General features: G+C 37.5%; 15 protein-coding genes. 7 read left to right on the top strand and 8 right to left on the bottom strand.

Annotated features, from left to right (window positions below):
* The first annotated feature begins 191 nt into the window (after positions 1-191).
* Both ACTS4L_RS03295 and ACTS4L_RS03290 read left to right on the top strand, forming a co-directional pair.
* On the top strand, positions 192-1,145 hold the full coding sequence (locus ACTS4L_RS03295) for a DNA-directed RNA polymerase subunit alpha (protein ID WP_440615242.1): 954 nt from the start codon (positions 192-194) through the stop codon (positions 1,143-1,145).
* Positions 1,146-1,342: 197 nt separating this feature from the next.
* Complete coding sequence (locus tag ACTS4L_RS03290) at positions 1,343-2,632, top strand: MFS transporter (protein ID WP_440615241.1); 1,290 nt, start codon at positions 1,343-1,345, stop codon at positions 2,630-2,632.
* Here the strand turns inward: ACTS4L_RS03290 and ACTS4L_RS03285 are convergent.
* Both ACTS4L_RS03285 and ACTS4L_RS03280 read right to left on the bottom strand, forming a co-directional pair.
* Positions 2,598-3,842: an MFS transporter gene (locus ACTS4L_RS03285; RefSeq protein ID WP_440615240.1), complete on the bottom strand. Its 1,245-nt coding sequence runs from the start codon at positions 3,840-3,842 to the stop codon at positions 2,598-2,600. The genes ACTS4L_RS03290 and ACTS4L_RS03285 overlap by 35 nt on opposite strands.
* Before the next feature lie 96 nt (positions 3,843-3,938).
* Positions 3,939-5,057, bottom strand: coding sequence for a hypothetical protein (locus tag ACTS4L_RS03280; RefSeq protein ID WP_440615239.1), 1,119 nt, complete (start codon positions 5,055-5,057; stop codon positions 3,939-3,941).
* Between the two features lie 182 nt (positions 5,058-5,239).
* Between ACTS4L_RS03280 and ACTS4L_RS03275 the strand changes: the two genes are divergently transcribed.
* Positions 5,240-6,298: a hypothetical protein gene (locus tag ACTS4L_RS03275; RefSeq protein ID WP_440615238.1), complete on the top strand. Its 1,059-nt coding sequence runs from the start codon at positions 5,240-5,242 to the stop codon at positions 6,296-6,298.
* A gap of 32 nt (positions 6,299-6,330) precedes the next feature.
* On the top strand, positions 6,331-7,044 hold the full coding sequence (gene purC, locus ACTS4L_RS03270) for a phosphoribosylaminoimidazolesuccinocarboxamide synthase (RefSeq protein ID WP_440615237.1): 714 nt from the start codon (positions 6,331-6,333) through the stop codon (positions 7,042-7,044).
* A 7-nt stretch (positions 7,045-7,051) separates the two neighbouring features.
* Here the strand turns inward: purC and ACTS4L_RS03265 are convergent, their stop codons facing one another.
* Positions 7,052-7,387: a hypothetical protein gene (locus tag ACTS4L_RS03265; RefSeq protein WP_440615236.1), complete on the bottom strand. Its 336-nt coding sequence runs from the start codon at positions 7,385-7,387 to the stop codon at positions 7,052-7,054.
* A gap of 53 nt (positions 7,388-7,440) precedes the next feature.
* Entirely contained in the window at positions 7,441-8,589 is a 1,149-nt protein-coding gene (locus ACTS4L_RS03260; RefSeq protein ID WP_440615235.1) for a ribonuclease D, read from the bottom strand.
* A 246-nt stretch (positions 8,590-8,835) separates the two neighbouring features.
* Here ACTS4L_RS03260 and uvrY point away from each other — a divergent pair, with 246 nt between their 5' ends.
* Both uvrY and uvrC read left to right on the top strand, forming a co-directional pair.
* The gene (gene uvrY, locus ACTS4L_RS03255; protein WP_440615234.1) at positions 8,836-9,486 is read left to right on the top strand and encodes a UvrY/SirA/GacA family response regulator transcription factor; all 651 of its coding nucleotides are present in this window, start codon (positions 8,836-8,838) and stop codon (positions 9,484-9,486) included.
* A 31-nt stretch (positions 9,487-9,517) separates the two neighbouring features.
* Positions 9,518-11,359, top strand: coding sequence for an excinuclease ABC subunit UvrC (gene uvrC / locus ACTS4L_RS03250; protein WP_440615233.1), 1,842 nt, complete (start codon positions 9,518-9,520; stop codon positions 11,357-11,359).
* 9 nt (positions 11,360-11,368) lie between these two features.
* Here the strand turns inward: uvrC and ACTS4L_RS03245 are convergent, their stop codons facing one another.
* The 4 genes from ACTS4L_RS03245 to ACTS4L_RS03230 all read right to left on the bottom strand — a co-directional run bounded on the left by ACTS4L_RS03245 (position 11,369) and on the right by ACTS4L_RS03230 (position 15,368).
* Positions 11,369-11,650: a type II toxin-antitoxin system YafQ family toxin gene (locus ACTS4L_RS03245; RefSeq protein WP_440615232.1), complete on the bottom strand. Its 282-nt coding sequence runs from the start codon at positions 11,648-11,650 to the stop codon at positions 11,369-11,371.
* On the bottom strand, positions 11,643-11,903 hold the full coding sequence (locus ACTS4L_RS03240; protein ID WP_440615231.1) for a type II toxin-antitoxin system RelB/DinJ family antitoxin: 261 nt from the start codon (positions 11,901-11,903) through the stop codon (positions 11,643-11,645). The genes ACTS4L_RS03245 and ACTS4L_RS03240 overlap by 8 nt, the downstream gene beginning before the upstream one ends.
* 113 nt (positions 11,904-12,016) lie before the next feature.
* Positions 12,017-14,071 carry an ATP-dependent DNA helicase RecG gene (gene recG, locus ACTS4L_RS03235; RefSeq protein ID WP_440615230.1) on the bottom strand — a complete coding sequence of 685 codons (2,055 nt, stop codon included), beginning with the start codon at positions 14,069-14,071 and terminating at the stop codon, positions 12,017-12,019.
* Positions 14,072-14,075: 4 nt separating this feature from the next.
* Positions 14,076-15,368, bottom strand: coding sequence for a hypothetical protein (locus tag ACTS4L_RS03230; RefSeq protein WP_440615229.1), 1,293 nt, complete (start codon positions 15,366-15,368; stop codon positions 14,076-14,078).
* A gap of 128 nt (positions 15,369-15,496) precedes the next feature.
* On the opposite strand from ACTS4L_RS03230, the gene lptM reads away from it, so the two are divergent.
* Positions 15,497-15,871, top strand: coding sequence for an LPS translocon maturation chaperone LptM (lptM, locus tag ACTS4L_RS03225; protein ID WP_440615228.1), 375 nt, complete (start codon positions 15,497-15,499; stop codon positions 15,869-15,871).
* Positions 15,872-15,876: the final 5 nt, after the last annotated feature.

The following is a 15,876-nucleotide window of genomic DNA, read 5'->3' as shown; positions in this document are numbered from 1 at the left end:
TCTTTCTTGCGTTGCTTTAAGGATGAATCTAATCAAATGTCAATTTCTTTTAGGTTTTTTAGAAAAAATTTGATAGAATGCTGCGAAATTTCGACATCCGTATTTATCAAATCGTGCGAGTTAATGCTTGAATAGTCAGGCGATTAAAAAGCATTGAGATGTAATATATAAACAAAAGGGTATATAAAACGATGGCACTAGAGCATTTGCTACATCCGACAACAGTGAATAATCTTGAGAAAAATGACAAAGAAGCAAAGATTATTTTGGAACCTTTAGAGCGTGGCTTTGGCTACACGCTTGGATTCTCATTAAAGCAGATTTTAGCTAATGCATTGGCAGGGACTGCGTTAACACGTGTTAAGTTCAATGATGGTGATGATCTTTCTGTTCAGTTGCCAACGGTTGAAACAATCGAAGAGATCTTACTTAACTTGCAAGCTATTGAGTTTAAGCTTTCACCTGAACATAAATCAGCAGAGATTGCGATTAAACTCTCAGGTAAGGCGAAAGATATTTACGCAGCAGATTTAACAGTCTCTGAAGGAGTGGAGATTTTAAATCCTGATGTTTATATTTGCCAATATGAAGGCAAAGAAAAACTATCAATCGATGGACAGATTGAACTTGGTGTTGGCTATGTTGCTGCAGAAGAAGCTTTTGCTGATGGCTGGTTTGTGTTGGATGCGTCTTATTCACCTATTGTAAGTTGCAGCTATAATGTTGAAAACGCGCGTGTTGCGCAAAAGACAGACTTAGATAAGTTGATTCTTGAGATTAAAACAGATGGTAGCTTAACACCGTCTGAAGCGTTGAGTTTGGCAGCACAAAAAATTAAAACACAAATGTCGAATATCGTTGATGAAGACGAATTGGCAGAGCGCTTATATGTTGAAGAAGAGCCACAGATTGATCCGTTCTTATTGAAAACAGTTGAGGAGCTAGATTTGACGGTGCGTTCAGCAAATTGCTTAAAATCAGAGAATATTCGTTACATCGGTGAATTGGTGCAGCGTACTGAGTCTGAGCTAATGAAAACACCAAACTTTGGTCGTAAATCATTAAATGAGATTAAAGAAAAATTATCTTCTTATGGTTACTCATTGGGTACGATCGTTGATGATTGGCCAAAAGAGTTGATCTAAAACTAACTAACGTTGGCTGAGCGTTAGTCGAAGCCAAATTCCCTCATGCGTGATATTTCCTGTTTGACTTGCCTTAGGATGTAACTTACAGCGATTATTAGGTGATCGTTTGATTGAGATTTAAATCCATTAATTATATTTTTTTATCTCGTTAGCTGTGGTAATTTAAAGACACTTTAAATCTAAAAAATCATCACATGCCATCATTAGCACAATCCAATCTTTTTTCACGTAAACTTCTCAAAGGCTGGCTTTTTTTCTCATTAGCGGGCATTTTCTTTTTGTATGAGTTTTTCTGTCGCGCTTCATTTGGCTCAATGAATGCGATCTTCGCCCATGATCTGCATCTAGATGCATTAACGGTCAGTAGTATTTCATCGGCATATTTTTTGGCATATTCCTTGATGCAATTGCCAGTGGGGATACTGATTGATCATTTTGGCGTGCGCAAGGTTGGTACTTTTGCGATTATTGTTACCGCACTTGGCGCTTTATTATTTAGCTTTGCGACAACGGCAATTATTGCTTGGGTTGGGCGTTTTGCCATTGGTTTGGGATCTGCTTTTGCTTTTGCAATGATGTTTAAAATTATTCTTGATTGGTTTCCGCATCAGCATCTTGGCGTAATGGGTGGTATGACGCAAATACTTGGAATGATTGGACCGATTTTAGCGGGAGCCCCTTTTGTGCTCATGCTTGTTATCACGGATAATGACTGGCGACTAATCTTTCATGGCGTATTTGTTGCTGGATGTATTTTGGCGTTGTTTTTCTTTTTATTTGTTAGAGATAAGTCTAAACATCAAGAGGATAAGACGGAAGTAAGTAGCAAGAGTGCATTAACAGTTAAACAAAAACTTGTGATGTTGATCAAAATAAAGCAGGTGTGGTTAATTGCAATCTTTGCTTTTTTTGTTTATCCAGCAGTTGAAGTGATTGGTTCAATGAGCGGTGTTGGTTATCTGCAGCATTTTTTTAGTCAAACAATATCTGCAAGTGCCGTATCATTTGTGTGGCTTGGTCTGGGTTTGGGCAGTCCATTGATCGGACTATTATCAGATAAGCTCGGCAGACGCAAGCAAGTGCTTTTAGCATGTGCTGTATTTGGTGTGGTTATTAGCTTGTTACTTAATTGGTTGGCTGTTGATAGCTATGTGATATTTTCAATCTTAATGTTTTTGCTTGGTGTGGCAGCGGGTGCACAAACCTTATCTTTTGCCATTATGATTGAAAATGTACCTACCTCATTAACGGCAACTGCTGTGGGATTTAATAATATGTTTGTGCTATTAGGGGCTTGGGCTGCGCAAAATGTCACAGGTATTGTGCTCAATCAATTTTCTAAAAATGGCGAGAGTATTAGTGTTCATGGCTATCAAGTTGCACTTACTATTGGTTGTACTTTGTTTTTTGCCATTGCTTTTGTCATTGGTTTGTTGACTGTCAAAGAAACTAATTGCAAACGTTTGTCGACTTTGCCGGAATAAAGCTTAGGACAACGGCAATAATTAACCCGATTAAGATAGGTAGTAAGGCGGTTTGAAACCCACCTAAGGTGTTAGCGCTACATTGATAAGCTGATTGATACCAACTTAAAATCCAACCGATGAAAGGTTGCAGTATGGGACCACCTAGACCAATAATAATCATATTGGTAAAGCCCATTGCCATGCCTTGAGCATCAGGGTGCGATAATTTCTCTATTGAGCCAAATGGCAGAATATAGGCACCTGAACCAAAGCCCATTAGGAAAAGCAAAATATTGCCAAGATAAAAGGGAATGGCAATATATAAAAGGACGATAAAGCTACTCAGGGCAATAAGGCTAAATAACTGCATAACATGGATACAGCGAATTTTGTTAGCAAGCCAGCCACTAGATGCAGCACCTAAGGCGGCACCAATAAAAATAAGTGCTGTAGCATGCGATGCCTGACTGCTTTGCTCAGGATAAAGCACTTGGATAAAGCCAATACTCCAAAGAGATGCAAAGGCGCTGATAATGGTGAAAATCAAACCGCCAAATAGGCTATAGCGCCATACATCAGCATTCTTTAATAGTGCCATGAAGTGCTTTAAGGTATGTGTTTGGCAGTTGCTTTGTTTGTCAACTTCACAGCATTCATGGGCATTTCCCTTGACGAAAATCAAAATCAAAGCAGCAAGAACCAAGCCGATAATAGCGCAAATAATCATCGCGGTGCGCCAGCCATAACCATTTATCGCATGCTCAAGAAAATAATCACCTGCAGCACCTCCAAGCATCCCCATCATTTCAATCAAGCCTGCGACAATAGTGAATTTCTTGGGAAACCAACGTGCAGCAAGATACATAGCGCATGCAACGCCTGGCGCACTTGCAATACCCATAATGATTCGAGAGATATTAGCAGTGGCAAAGCCTTCAGAAAAAGCGAATCCTAATGTGCTCAAACCTAAGATAAGCGCACCAATAAATAAGGTTTTCTTAGGGCCGAATTTATCAATGATAAAGCCAGATGGAATTTGCAAAAGAATATAAGGATAGAAAAACGCAGAAGATAAAAAGCCGATTTCAGTGAGGTTAATGCATAAATCACGCATTAATGTTGGCACCATTAAACTGGTTGAGCCTTGCAGTAGGAATTGGTAAAGCACAAAAAAGCCGCCAAGAAAACAAATCCAAGCGGCTAGTATATTGCGTTGTTTTTTGATCATAAGCTTATCACTAGCGCATTTTTTTATGCGCTTATTTATACTGAAAAACAGATCAAATGTCGAAGGATGTTTTGAGTTTTCAGTGAATGTTTTTACTTATGCTAGATTTTTATTAACTAATTCTGCAAGTTGGTAAGTAATCACATAATAAGCTTGCTCATCAGTAATATGAAACTGTTGATCTTGCGTATTAGCATTGATGTTTTGTGCAAGCATCATTGACAAGGTAACCATTAAACGTGCAAACATATTATCATCTTGTGCATTTTTGATGTTGTTATAATCTGCAGCTACTGGAATATTTGTTTGACCGTCTGTTGTTGTGGCTAATAGGAAGTTCAATGCACTTGTCGTATCGTTAAAACCAGATTTTTGTAATGCACTTTTCACCATATCCTGCAGCTGTTTAGGGATTAATTTAATTTCAATGGTTTTACCTAAAAACTTAAAGCTGTAGCTTAAGTTCAAGAAATCATTAATAGCGACATTAATATCGTTAGTTGTTTCAGATAATTGTTGAACTTTGGCGTTATTTTGTACATTTTGTAAGACTGAAATAACCATGTCTTTATTGATGCCGTAAACCGCGTCAATTGCCATATCACGTGCTTTATAGTAAATATCAAAAGCACTCATTGGAATGCTATAACCTTGCTTGTTTAGTTTTACGTAAAAAGCTTTGGTTTCATCAATGCTTTTACCTTTTTGTAAGACATTAACACCATTGACCGTCAGGTAATTTAATAAATAATTAAACGCATAAGCTTCTTGCTCGCCTGACTCACCGTTTAAGAAAGTAACACGGTGATCCCAGGTTAACTGTAATTGCTTATGTGCCTCTGTTAAGTATTGATCCATGATATCTAGTTTAGGATATGCAGTAATAGTATCTTGAAGCGCATCATTAAAACCAACGAAAAAACTGGTGTATGCTTCATTCAAGTCTGTTGATTTTGTGAATGCTTGATATTGTGGTACAACGATTGAAACTAAATTGGCTGTGTTGACAACAGAGGCAATATAGTTTTTTGCTTTGGCATTTTGTACTAATTTCTTAAGCTGTTGAATGTTTTCAGTGCCTTCTTGGTCTGAAAAGCTGACATCGTTGACATGTGTTACGGCATTGGCAACATCATCAGATGTTACATTTGTTGCAGCAAAAGCGCTTGTTGATATGAATAAAGAGCTTGCGATTAGTAGGCTTAGTTTTTTCATTTTTTTCTCCTTGTGTTTGTGTTGCAGGAAGAAATTTACCGTTTTTTGATCACCAGTGGAAATTAGTATTCCTAATAGGGATATTAGTTTTTTAAATAACTAGAACTTTTGCGCTAAAATCCTATGCGTATTTAGGCTTTGCTTGTGTATAATGACGTTACCTTTTTCCAAGTAAAGTAGTCATGAAATTTAATAAAATCACTGCATGTACACTTGCAATTTTAAGTATCAGCACGTTGGCGGGGTGCTCGTCAACCAGTCATTTTTTCCGTAATCGTGATTTTGATTACGCGCGTCAACCCGTTGAACAAAACAAACCATTGGAAGTACCAAAGTCCGTCTCAACAGATCCTAATATCCATCCAGCATTGGTGATTCCAGAAGGGCAAACGAGCTTTACAAAGAATCAACTGTCTCAGGCACAAAATGCGATGTTACCACCTAATTTCACATCGAATTATGATGTGAGTGCAGTTGAGCAAAAGCAGCTTTATGTTGTGACAGCGAAATTAAATTATGATAAAGACAATCAAGCTAAATTAGTCATTTACGAACCACATGCGGTGACATGGATGATTGTAGAGTCTGCACTAAAAGATAAGCTGTCTAATGTGGCAATTGAAAAAACAGATAAAGAGAATAGCCGCTTTGTGATCAAAGACAAAGCTTCTGGTGAGTCTTATTATGTATTTATTGCGCACGTTAAAAATGAATTTAGACGCGCTGAGTTATCTTTATTCACAATGGATGAAAAGCCAGCAGTTACCAAAGAAGCAACTAGCATCGTTGAGCAAATTCAAAAATCAATAGAAGGTCAAAAAGTCACTGAGGAAACTTTGGTTAAAGCCCAATTTGGCTTTATCAATAGTGAGAGTGGTTTGAAGTTCCAGCTTTATACTAAGGATAAGGTTGCCTCTATTGTATTTGTTGGTGATGAGAAATCAGCAAGAAAGACCTTGGAAAGCGCGTTAAAAGCAGCAGGCTATAAGTACGTTGCCTATGATGCTAAAGAACAGACTATTCTGTTTGAAGATAACAAAGATCAAAGCTATTTGTTGTATCTGTACCCATATACACAAAACGGCTCGATCTTTAGTGATATGAGTAATTGGCGTAATTTCTTCAGAGAAGAGCAACACCAGTTAAGAGTTTCATTGTTTGATACCAAACAAGTGTTGATTCCAGTGGATAAGGCAAAGCCAATTTTAGCGGCAATTGCATCGCACATCCCGCTTAAATAACACCTAAATAGCTAGAAAGTAAGAAGAGGATAATGAAAATGGTTAAAGAGTTGATATACCAAGGAAAGGCCAAGTCTGTTTACCAAAGTGATGATGCCGATCATGTTATTATTGAATATCGTGATGATGCCACAGCATTTAATGGTGTTAAAAAAGAAGCGTTAACAGACAAGGGGCGTGTTAATAATCTTTTTAATGCTTATATTATGCAAAAACTTGAACAAGAAGGGGTTAAAACGCACTTTGTCAAAACGTTAAACGATAATGAAAGTTTGATGAAGCGCCTTGAAATGATCCCTGTTGAATGTGTTGTGCGTAATTATGCAGCCGGTGGAATTTGCAAACGCTTAGGTCTGGAAAAAGGCATGAAATTTGAGAAGCCGGTGTTTGAATTCTTTTTAAAAGATGATGCATTGGGTGATCCAATGATTAATACATCACATATTTTAAGCTTTAATTGGGCAACTGCGTCAGAGATTAAGTTTATGCGTGAAGCTACTTTCAAAGTAAATGATATTTTATCTAACGTTTTTGATGATGCAGGTTTATTGCTAGTTGATTATAAGCTTGAGTTTGGACGATTTAAAAATGAGATCCTATTAGGGGATGAGTTCAGTCCAGATGGTTGTCGATTGTGGGATAAAGAAACAAAAGAGGTGTTTGATAAAGATCGTTTTCGTCAAGATCTAGGTGATGTGATTGGTCACTATAAAACGGTTGCTAAACGTATTGGGTTGATTTTATAAGCTCTGATTAATCGTCAAACTGTTTGTTTTCGCGTTCATAAGAAATTTCAACTAATTTATCATTAACAAATTTAAGTTTGGTTTTGTTTTCGATGGAAGCAGTTGCTTCAGGTGTTTTATAAAATAGCGTTGTATTATTATATTTCTTAGAGTTTCTAGTATAGCTAGCCTCACCACAGGTTTTAGTGATTTCGGCTTGACTTTGCCCCAAGGTTAACGCTGAACCATTACAGTTTAATTGAATATCAGGTGTGGATGCTTTGCTCTCTGTGGCAGCATGAACGCTAGTACTGGCAAAGAAAAAGCTTGTTGGAACAAACAATAAAAAAGCTAATTTTTTCATAAATATTCTCCTTAGTTCATTGAATAGTGCGGGGCACTTCTAAGCGTAGAATATCATTTTAATTCGTCAAGGTTTTTATTGTAAGGAAGTCCTAATACTGCACATTGCTGATATGCGTAATCAGCAATCATTTGACCAAAAAACTGTAGGCGCCATCCATTATTTAGTTTATTGGCTCCTATATGTTTAGGATTAATCAGCTTCTGATAAAGAAAATGTTTTAACTCTTGCTTTGATGAGATCAATGCCATTGGCAGTTGTTGTTTTTCAGCGGCCTCAGTGAGATGCTCAAAGCATAATTGTAATAGATCTTTATTAATCTTTATACGAGTGCGTTCGACAAGACTGCTCTCATAGTCAAAATCGGTTGATTGTAGTACTTGGATGATTTGATCTCCAAAGCGCTGCACTTTCTTGTGCGATAGAATATGCCTATCAATAATAGTCTGTATATCAGGAGGACTGAATTTAGCTAAGTTGACAAGCTCTTGATCTGAAAGCACATAACGCGTCACCCAGTTTCTATTTTGTGCATAGGCTTCGCGCCAAATTGATAATTGGATTAAATGTGTGCGGGCAGATGCATTTAAGCGTGCAAGGTGATGCTTAAATTTTAAGGGCGCATCCTGTGTGTTATTGAAATGCGTCTTTTGGATGAAATGCATTTCTTCTTCAAAAGCCTTAAGCCATGGCGTGTATTTAAGCTTATCGGTTAGTAATTGTTGACATTGAATTAAAGAGATAACATCGGATGTGGCATAGGCTATTTGTGCACTAGATAAAGGGCGTTTACGCCAGTCAGACATTTTCTCATCTTTGTTTAAATCATCAAATCCTAAATGAGTTAGCGTGTTACTCAGTGATAATTGATGATCATGACCTAGAAATGCCATGGCAACTTGTGTGTCGAATATGCCGTTAAACTCACAATGTAAGTAATGTCTCAAAATCTTGATGTCATTTTCAGATGCATGCATGATTTTCAGTATGTGCTTATTTGCAAACAGCGGATTGAGTAATTGTAAGTTAATGTCAGCTGATAAAGCATCGATCAAATAGATATGATCGATTGTGGCAATTTGAATAAGGCATAATTCAGGATAATAGGTGTTACGCCAATAAAACTCAGTGTCTACTGCAATCATTGGTTCTGCCATAAGTAGTGGCATAATGTGTTGTAAATCATTACTATTTGTAATCATTGAGGGTGACTGTCATCTCACAAATGCCTTATCTTACAAACAAAAGGCAGAAATACAAGTAAAATAAGCTCAAATTGCTACAGCAACATTGGGAATTTTGCGCTATACTATGGTCAAAGTCTCACAAGTGAGTATGCGTATTAATCAATGTCGGCTTTAAGCTTTTGACTTAAAACGTTTAAGCTAAAGCACAAAGTAGATAGGCGTATTTCCTTAAGAGGTGACCTAAAACATGGGAGCAAGGTAATGATAAGAGTGCTTTTGGTTGATGATCATGATTTGGTAAGATTAGGGATTAAGAAGCTGCTCAGTGATGTCCATAATATTGAGATTGTCGGTGAAGCAGCCAGTGGTGAGGAGGCAATTACGTTAACTTCTAAACTGTTACCGGATGTCATTTTGATGGATGTTAAAATGCCTGGTATGGGCGGTTTGGAGGCAACAAAACGCATTGCCAAGACCTATCCGCAGATTAAAATTTTGGTTGTGACTGTTTATGGTGAAGAACCTTATCCAACACGCGTATTACAAGCAGGCGCTTCTGGGTATATGACTAAAGGGGTTAGCATCGATGAGATGATTCAAGCGATCAAAACAGTGTATGCCGGAAGACGTTATTTATCACCTGAAGTTGCGCAACAACTTGCTTTAAAACATTTAAGTCATGATGATGAATCACCATTTGATGTGTTATCAGAGCGGGAAATGCAAGTCTTAATCATGATCACAAGTGGTCAAAAAGTCAATGAAGTAGCAGATCAGCTATGCTTGAGTCCAAAAACGGTTAACAGTTATCGCTATCGCTTATTTGAGAAGCTAGATATTGATAGTGATGTTGAATTAACGCATCTGGCAATTAGGCATAAGTTGATTGACCTTGAGAGTAACAAAGAATAATCCCTTTTAATTTCCTCTTATCTATCATTATATGTTTCATCCAGATAATTCTGAAAATGCTAATCAAGTATTTGATCTAGATTCCTTTTTAAAACATTTAACAACGCATCCTGGCGTTTATCGCATGTATGATAAAGCGCATACAATCTTATATATTGGTAAAGCCAAAAATCTCTATAAACGTGTTAATAGTTACTTTAAAAAAGGTGCTAAAGACATCAAAACACAGACTTTAGTTGAGCAAGTCGCATTTATTGATGTCACGGTGACACCTAGTGATTATGATGCTTTCTTATTAGAAAGTGCACTAATTAAAAAGCATAAACCTAAATATAATATTCTATTTAAAGATGATAAAAGTTACCCATATCTGCATCTAAGTGATCATCTATTTCCAAGGTTGTCTGGTTTTCGTGGCAAGCCGCGCAAGGCAGGGCAGTTTTTTGGACCCTTTGTCTCATTATCATCAATGAAAGAAACATTGATTTTACTGCAAAAGCTTTTTCCTATCAGGCAATGTGAGGATAGTTATTTTAACCATCGCTCACGTCCTTGTTTGCAGTATCAAATTAAGCGCTGTAGTGGTCCTTGTGTTAGTAAAATCAGCATTGAAGATTATAAAATGCAAGTTGATCTTCTGGCGAAATTTATGCGTGGCAAGCTTACCCCTGTATTGGAAGAAATCTCACAAAAAATGCAAGATGCCGCCAATGACGAAGACTTTGAGCTTGCCGCGCAGTTACGTGATCAATTAGCGCTACTGACCAAGTTACAGCAGCAGCAATTTTTGGATAAATTGAATAATAAACGTTTGCATGTGCTGGGTATTTTACAAGAAGCCGATAAGGTTTGTATTACATTGGTCAATATTGAGCAAGGTAAAGTAGCAGATGATAAACATTGGTTTATTAGTCAAAATGGCAGCACGTTGACGGATATTTTAGAGGCTTTCTTATCACATTACTATTTGGCAGAACCACGAACAATTTGGCCTGAAGAGGTTATTTTGCCCAAGGAGATCAATATATCAGAGTCGCTACTTATAAGTATTGCACAAAAGGCTGAACGACATATTAAGTGGATCACAGAAGCGATAGCTGATAATGCCAAATGGCAGAAACTTGCTTTAATCAACGCGCGCCAAAAATTACAGATGAATTTGCAATCTAGGCAGCATTTTGTCAAACGTTTTGAAGCTTTGGCAAAGTGGCTTGATACCCCAGAGATTAAACGCATTGAATGCTTTGATATTAGCCACCATCAAGGTGAAGCGACAACTGCTTCATGTGTTGTCTTTGATCAAAATGGCGCGCTTAAATCTGCGCATCGACGTTATAATATTGAGGGTATTACCCCTGGAGATGATTATGCGGCGATTGCGCAAGCCGTTACAAGACGTGTTGAATCAGGAATAGAGGCAAATAATCTGCCTGATGTGATGATTATCGATGGTGGCAAGGGGCAGATCAAAAAGGTTGAAGACATATTGTTGCAATATAATCAGCAGCATAATATTAAACTATTGAGCCTTGGTAAGGGTGTTGAGCGAATCAGTGGTAAAGAGGATATTTTTCAAGGTTTTGATGATGAAGTGTATCATTTGCCAGAGCATGATTTAGCCTTTTTGTTGTTAAGACAAATTCGTGATGCAGCACATGATTTTGCCATCAAAGCGCAGCGCAAAAAACTAGCAAAACGCCAAACTGAATCCATACTTGAATCGATTGAAGGGGTGGGTAGCAAACGTCGACAAGCACTTTTGAGGCACTTTGGTGGTTGGCAAGAGCTATCACGTGCTTCAATTGATGAGATCGCAAAGGTCAAAGGTATTAGTCCTAAACTTGCTGATCATATATGGCATGCGTTTCGTTAATAGGTATAATTACTTTTTGAATAACTCAGCATGCGAACCAGTCCGAGCAAGCCTTAAAAGTTTAACATTTCCATCATGCACTTTATAAATCAACAACCAATCAGGCGTAATATGACACTCTCTGTAGCCTCGCCAGTTGCCAACTAACTCATGATCACGAAACTTTTTAGCTAGTGGCGTTTCATGTTGTAATGAGGTGATCACAGCATTAAGCTTGCTTTTATCTCTGCCTTGTTTAATTATCTTTTTTAGGTCTTTTTTGAATTGCGTTGATAGTTCAAGTTTAAGCACCTGTTATATCACTCCATACGTCATCCATAGAGTTATAGTGATGTCCTTTACCTGATTCAAGTTCATTGAGTGCGTTAAGTGTTGTGGTGTTTGGAATTTTAACCTCAAAGGGTAACCCTTTATGCAGACATATCTGTGTATAGAAAAGCCGAATAGCTTCAGCTGTGGATAAGCCAACATCATGTAGTATGGTTTCTGCTTGATGTTTAAGTGTTGGTTCTATGCGCGCATTAATTGTTGCTGCTTTATTCATTGGACCACCTAAATGTTTGAATGTTGTGTGTTATTGTAAGACACATGTTTTACATTGTACAGGTTGAATTTGAAAATTCGTTATTAGTCGGTCGAATTAAAAACTGGATGTTGTTATGCTTTAATATACTCATCGGCTTTAGCTAACCAGCGCGTTATAATCGGATCAATTGCTTTTGGATATTTCTTTATAAGATCATCAGCAATAGCGGTAACTTCATCAAATAGATTTTGATGTTGACTTAAATCCGCTACCTTAAATTGAATATCACCGGTTTGGTTTTTGCCAAAGATATCCCCTGAGCCCCTAAGTTTCAAATCCTCCTCAGCAATGATAAAGCCATCTTGGGTTTGGCGCATAAGCTCTAAACGCTTTTTGGCAGTGAGTGATAAAGGGGATTGATACAGTAAAATACAATTACTTTCTTTGTGTCCGCGTCCAACGCGACCACGCAATTGATGCAGTTGTGATAAGCCTAAGCGCTCAGCATTATCGATAATCATAATATTGGCATTGGGCACATCAACACCGACTTCAATCACAGTGGTTGCAACCAATATATCTAATTCATGCGCTTTAAACTGCTGCATAATAAGTGTCTTTTCTTGTGCTTTCATCTTACCGTGAATAAGACCAATGCGTGCGCTTGGTAGCATTTCTTTGATCGTTTCAAAGAGTGATTCAGCGTCTTGCAATGTCACTAACACTTCGGATGATTCAATTAAAGGGCACACCCAATAGGCTTGTCCATTGGCATTGATATGTGCTTGAAGTTTATTGATTAGCACTTGCTTTTTATTTTGATTTAACACACTGGTCGTGATTGGTTTGCGATTAGGCGGTAACTCATCAATGATCGATAGATCAAGATCACCATATATGGTCATCGCCAATGTTCGTGGAATAGGGGTTGCTGTCATCACAATTTGATGCGGCTGCCAGTTATTATTAGCGGATTTATCAATTAATGCCAAGCGCTGCTCAACGCCAAAACGATGTTGCTCATCAATGATCACCAATCCAAGTTTAGGATAATCAATATTTTGTTGAAATACTGCATGCGTGCCAACAATTACACAGTTGTGTTGTGTATTTATTATCTCAAGCGCGTTTTTACGTTCTTTTGCAGTCAATTTTTGAGCGATAAACACAACGGGGATATCGAAAGTACTAAGCCAGTTACTTAGGTTTTGATAATGTTGCTCTGCCAAAATCTCTGTGGGTGACATCATCACTGATTGTAAATTATTGGCAGCAGATTGAATTAAGCTTGCAGCGGCAACAACGGTTTTACCTGAACCGACATCACCTTGAATAAGGCGAGAGCATGGTTTGGGTTCGACCAAGTCAGCAAAAATCTCAGCAATAACACGCTCTTGGGCTTTGGTTGGGGCAAAAGGCAACTGATTAATGAACTTATCAAGTAATTTGGGCTTAATTTTTATCTTTGCAAATGGTGTCGATTGATTGGTTAAGCGTACCTTTTTAGCATTAAGATTATGTGCTAGCATTTCCTCAATCGCTAAGCGATAACGTGCGTGTGTGACGCGCTTAATCGACTGCTCAAAGTTATTGTTTTGTGGGAAATGAATCTCCATTAAAGCGTTATTAATATCCATAAAGCCACGGGCTTGCAAAATCTCAGTAGGCAGCAGTTCTTTAAAAGATATCGATGATCTAATTTGACTTATCAGTTTATGAATAACTGTCGAGCTTATACCTTCAATTGTTGGATAAATGGCAGTGATCTCGCCAGTTAATGCTTCATTTGTATCATTGATAATTTGCCATTCAGGATGGATGACTTCAATGCCGTGATGGGTATGATTGATCTCACCAAAGCAGCGAATAATTTTACCCTTTTGCAGTAGCTTAGTTTGATTGGGATAAAACTTAAATAAATGCATTTTGCACATGCCGCTGTCATCAGAGAAATAGCAGTTGAGATGCTTCTTGCCAAAGCCGTTGATATTTACTTGGCGAATAACGCCAGATATTTGCTGTTTTTGTCCTGAGATGGTACGTCCAATCGGTGTGATGGTGCGTCGATCTTGATAATCTTTGGGCAAATGGAGTAATAAATCCCATAGCGTATGAATGTTAGCTTTATTAAGCTTTGCTAATGTTGATTGTCCAATGCCTTTTAAGCTTGCCAGATCTATACTCATGCACTTACCTAAAGAACGAACCGAGTTTATTATTTAAGGCATTTGTCAGAGCCTTTTCAATAATAGGTTGTAAGTTTTTTTGCAGTTGAGTTTGATTAATGGCAGCACTAAATTGCTTGTCTTGATAGTTTAGGCTGTATGGGATAGTCAAGCTTGGGGTGCCTTTAATATGAATCGAAAGTGGATAGTTTAACTCGTGTGTGTTTAAATTGATTTGGCCATAGCCTGTGACCGTAAATTCGGGGGCTTGCCACTTAATAGCCGTCGTCTTAAGTTGATTATTATCAACAGTGCTTTGAATGCTAAGTTGTTTTAATTGCGTGCTTTTTTTTGGATCAGCAATGAGTTTGTCTTTAGCAAGAAGCGGTAGTAGCTGAGATTTCAATGTTTGAAAGGCGCTACCAATACCGTCACCTTGATCAACAGCACTTAATAGATTGTGCGTTGAAGAAGCAATGGCATTAAGATCAATACCAGTAAGATTAGCACTTTGGGCATTAACATTAATGTCTGCTTTTGCTGCTGAGTCATTGTGTGAGAAAGCAAAATTAAGTGCAAATGAATTTAAATCTAATTTGAAACCATTAAGATTCATTATTTGCGCTAATGCAAGATGAGGCGCTGTAAATTGTCCTTTAAACGAAAGCTTAGGTTTGAGTATGATTTGGCTAATATTACCCATTAGTAGCTGATCATTGATTTTCAGGCGAATATGATCAATATTGTTGAGCATATTATTATTGTTTAGATAAATACTGGGCACTTTAAGGCAAGCGGGTAATCTATTAAGCGTGGTTTGTATGCTTAAATCGGTAATTTCAGTGCTGTTAGGGTGTGGGGTTAGCGTTAATTGAATATTTAACTGCTTGATATCGTTCGTTAACTCCGTGCTGATGCTATAGCGTTGATGTTTTTCGATAATATTCAAAAGGGGGGCTTTAAACTGTTGGTGTGCAGCCCTAATCTCACCGTTTTGTAGTGTCAAAGATTCAAAAGGATTGCTCGGATGAATGAAAAAGTCTAGCGGATTAATCTTGATCGTTGCGTTTTGCCAGTGACTATTAAATGTGCCATTTTGCGCATTAATGGTGACTTCTTTGGCATTAAGTTGCATTGATTTTAGCGAGAAATCCAGTGGTCCATTAAGTATAATGTGGATATTGGGGTCATTATTTATTTTGTTATTAATCCAGTTTTTATAGTCATTGGGATTGAAAATAAATATCAACCAGATCAATATTAATATAATTAACAGCGTAATAAGAGCGGCAATACTAAGTAAGAGTTTTTTAATCACACATATTCCTTCGTAAAAGATGTCAAAATTAACGCAGAAAAACCATAATTCTATTTGGCTTCATGCATAATGTTTCTTATTATGTTGGGAATTATTTTAACGAATATTTACATAGCGCCAAGCGGATTATGACAAAAAGATTTATAAAACTATTTACATTACTTATTCCTATGACCTTATTAGTAGGTTGTGGGCAAATGGGACCTTTATATTTGCCTACGGCAGACACTGCTAATGCGGCAAAGTCTACTGAAGCCTCTAGTGCAGCAAAAACAAACGCAACAGCAGCAGATTCTACAGATACTAGTAGTAATGATAAGGCATCTAACAAAGCAGTTGATAAAACAGATGACAGGGATAAAAATAAGCAAAGTGATCAAGACAATACAACGTTATCATCGAGTAATGACCAAGCGGAGGCTGATGATGTACAAACTAAGCAAGATATAGAAGGCGCAGAGAATCAGCAAGATCAGCAGAGTTCAGATGGTCTGCAAAATTAAAGCGA

It is taken from the genome of Cysteiniphilum sp. 19S12-1 (assembly GCF_052030685.1).
GTDB lineage: Bacteria > Pseudomonadota > Gammaproteobacteria > Francisellales > Francisellaceae > Caedibacter.
Note: the sequence above shows the minus strand (reverse complement) of the source record. Positions and strands in the feature narration are given on the sequence as shown.

Excerpts from the sequence above, each read along its gene's own strand:
- ACTS4L_RS03295 (WP_440615242.1), top strand. The coding sequence starts at position 192 with ATGGCACTAGAGCATTTGCTACATCCGACAACAGTGAATAATCTTGAG.
- ACTS4L_RS03290 (WP_440615241.1), top strand. The coding sequence starts at position 1,343 with ATGCCATCATTAGCACAATCCAATCTTTTTTCACGTAAACTTCTCAAA.
- ACTS4L_RS03285 (WP_440615240.1), bottom strand. The coding sequence starts at position 3,842 with ATGATCAAAAAACAACGCAATATACTAGCCGCTTGGATTTGTTTTCTT.
- ACTS4L_RS03280 (WP_440615239.1), bottom strand. The coding sequence starts at position 5,057 with ATGAAAAAACTAAGCCTACTAATCGCAAGCTCTTTATTCATATCAACA.
- ACTS4L_RS03275 (WP_440615238.1), top strand. The coding sequence starts at position 5,240 with ATGAAATTTAATAAAATCACTGCATGTACACTTGCAATTTTAAGTATC.
- purC (WP_440615237.1), top strand. The coding sequence starts at position 6,331 with ATGAAAATGGTTAAAGAGTTGATATACCAAGGAAAGGCCAAGTCTGTT.
- ACTS4L_RS03265 (WP_440615236.1), bottom strand. The coding sequence starts at position 7,387 with ATGAAAAAATTAGCTTTTTTATTGTTTGTTCCAACAAGCTTTTTCTTT.
- ACTS4L_RS03260 (WP_440615235.1), bottom strand. The coding sequence starts at position 8,589 with ATGATTACAAATAGTAATGATTTACAACACATTATGCCACTACTTATG.
- uvrY (WP_440615234.1), top strand. The coding sequence starts at position 8,836 with ATGATAAGAGTGCTTTTGGTTGATGATCATGATTTGGTAAGATTAGGG.
- uvrC (WP_440615233.1), top strand. The coding sequence starts at position 9,518 with ATGTTTCATCCAGATAATTCTGAAAATGCTAATCAAGTATTTGATCTA.
- ACTS4L_RS03240 (WP_440615231.1), bottom strand. The coding sequence starts at position 11,903 with ATGAATAAAGCAGCAACAATTAATGCGCGCATAGAACCAACACTTAAA.
- recG (WP_440615230.1), bottom strand. The coding sequence starts at position 14,071 with ATGAGTATAGATCTGGCAAGCTTAAAAGGCATTGGACAATCAACATTA.
- lptM (WP_440615228.1), top strand. The coding sequence starts at position 15,497 with ATGACAAAAAGATTTATAAAACTATTTACATTACTTATTCCTATGACC.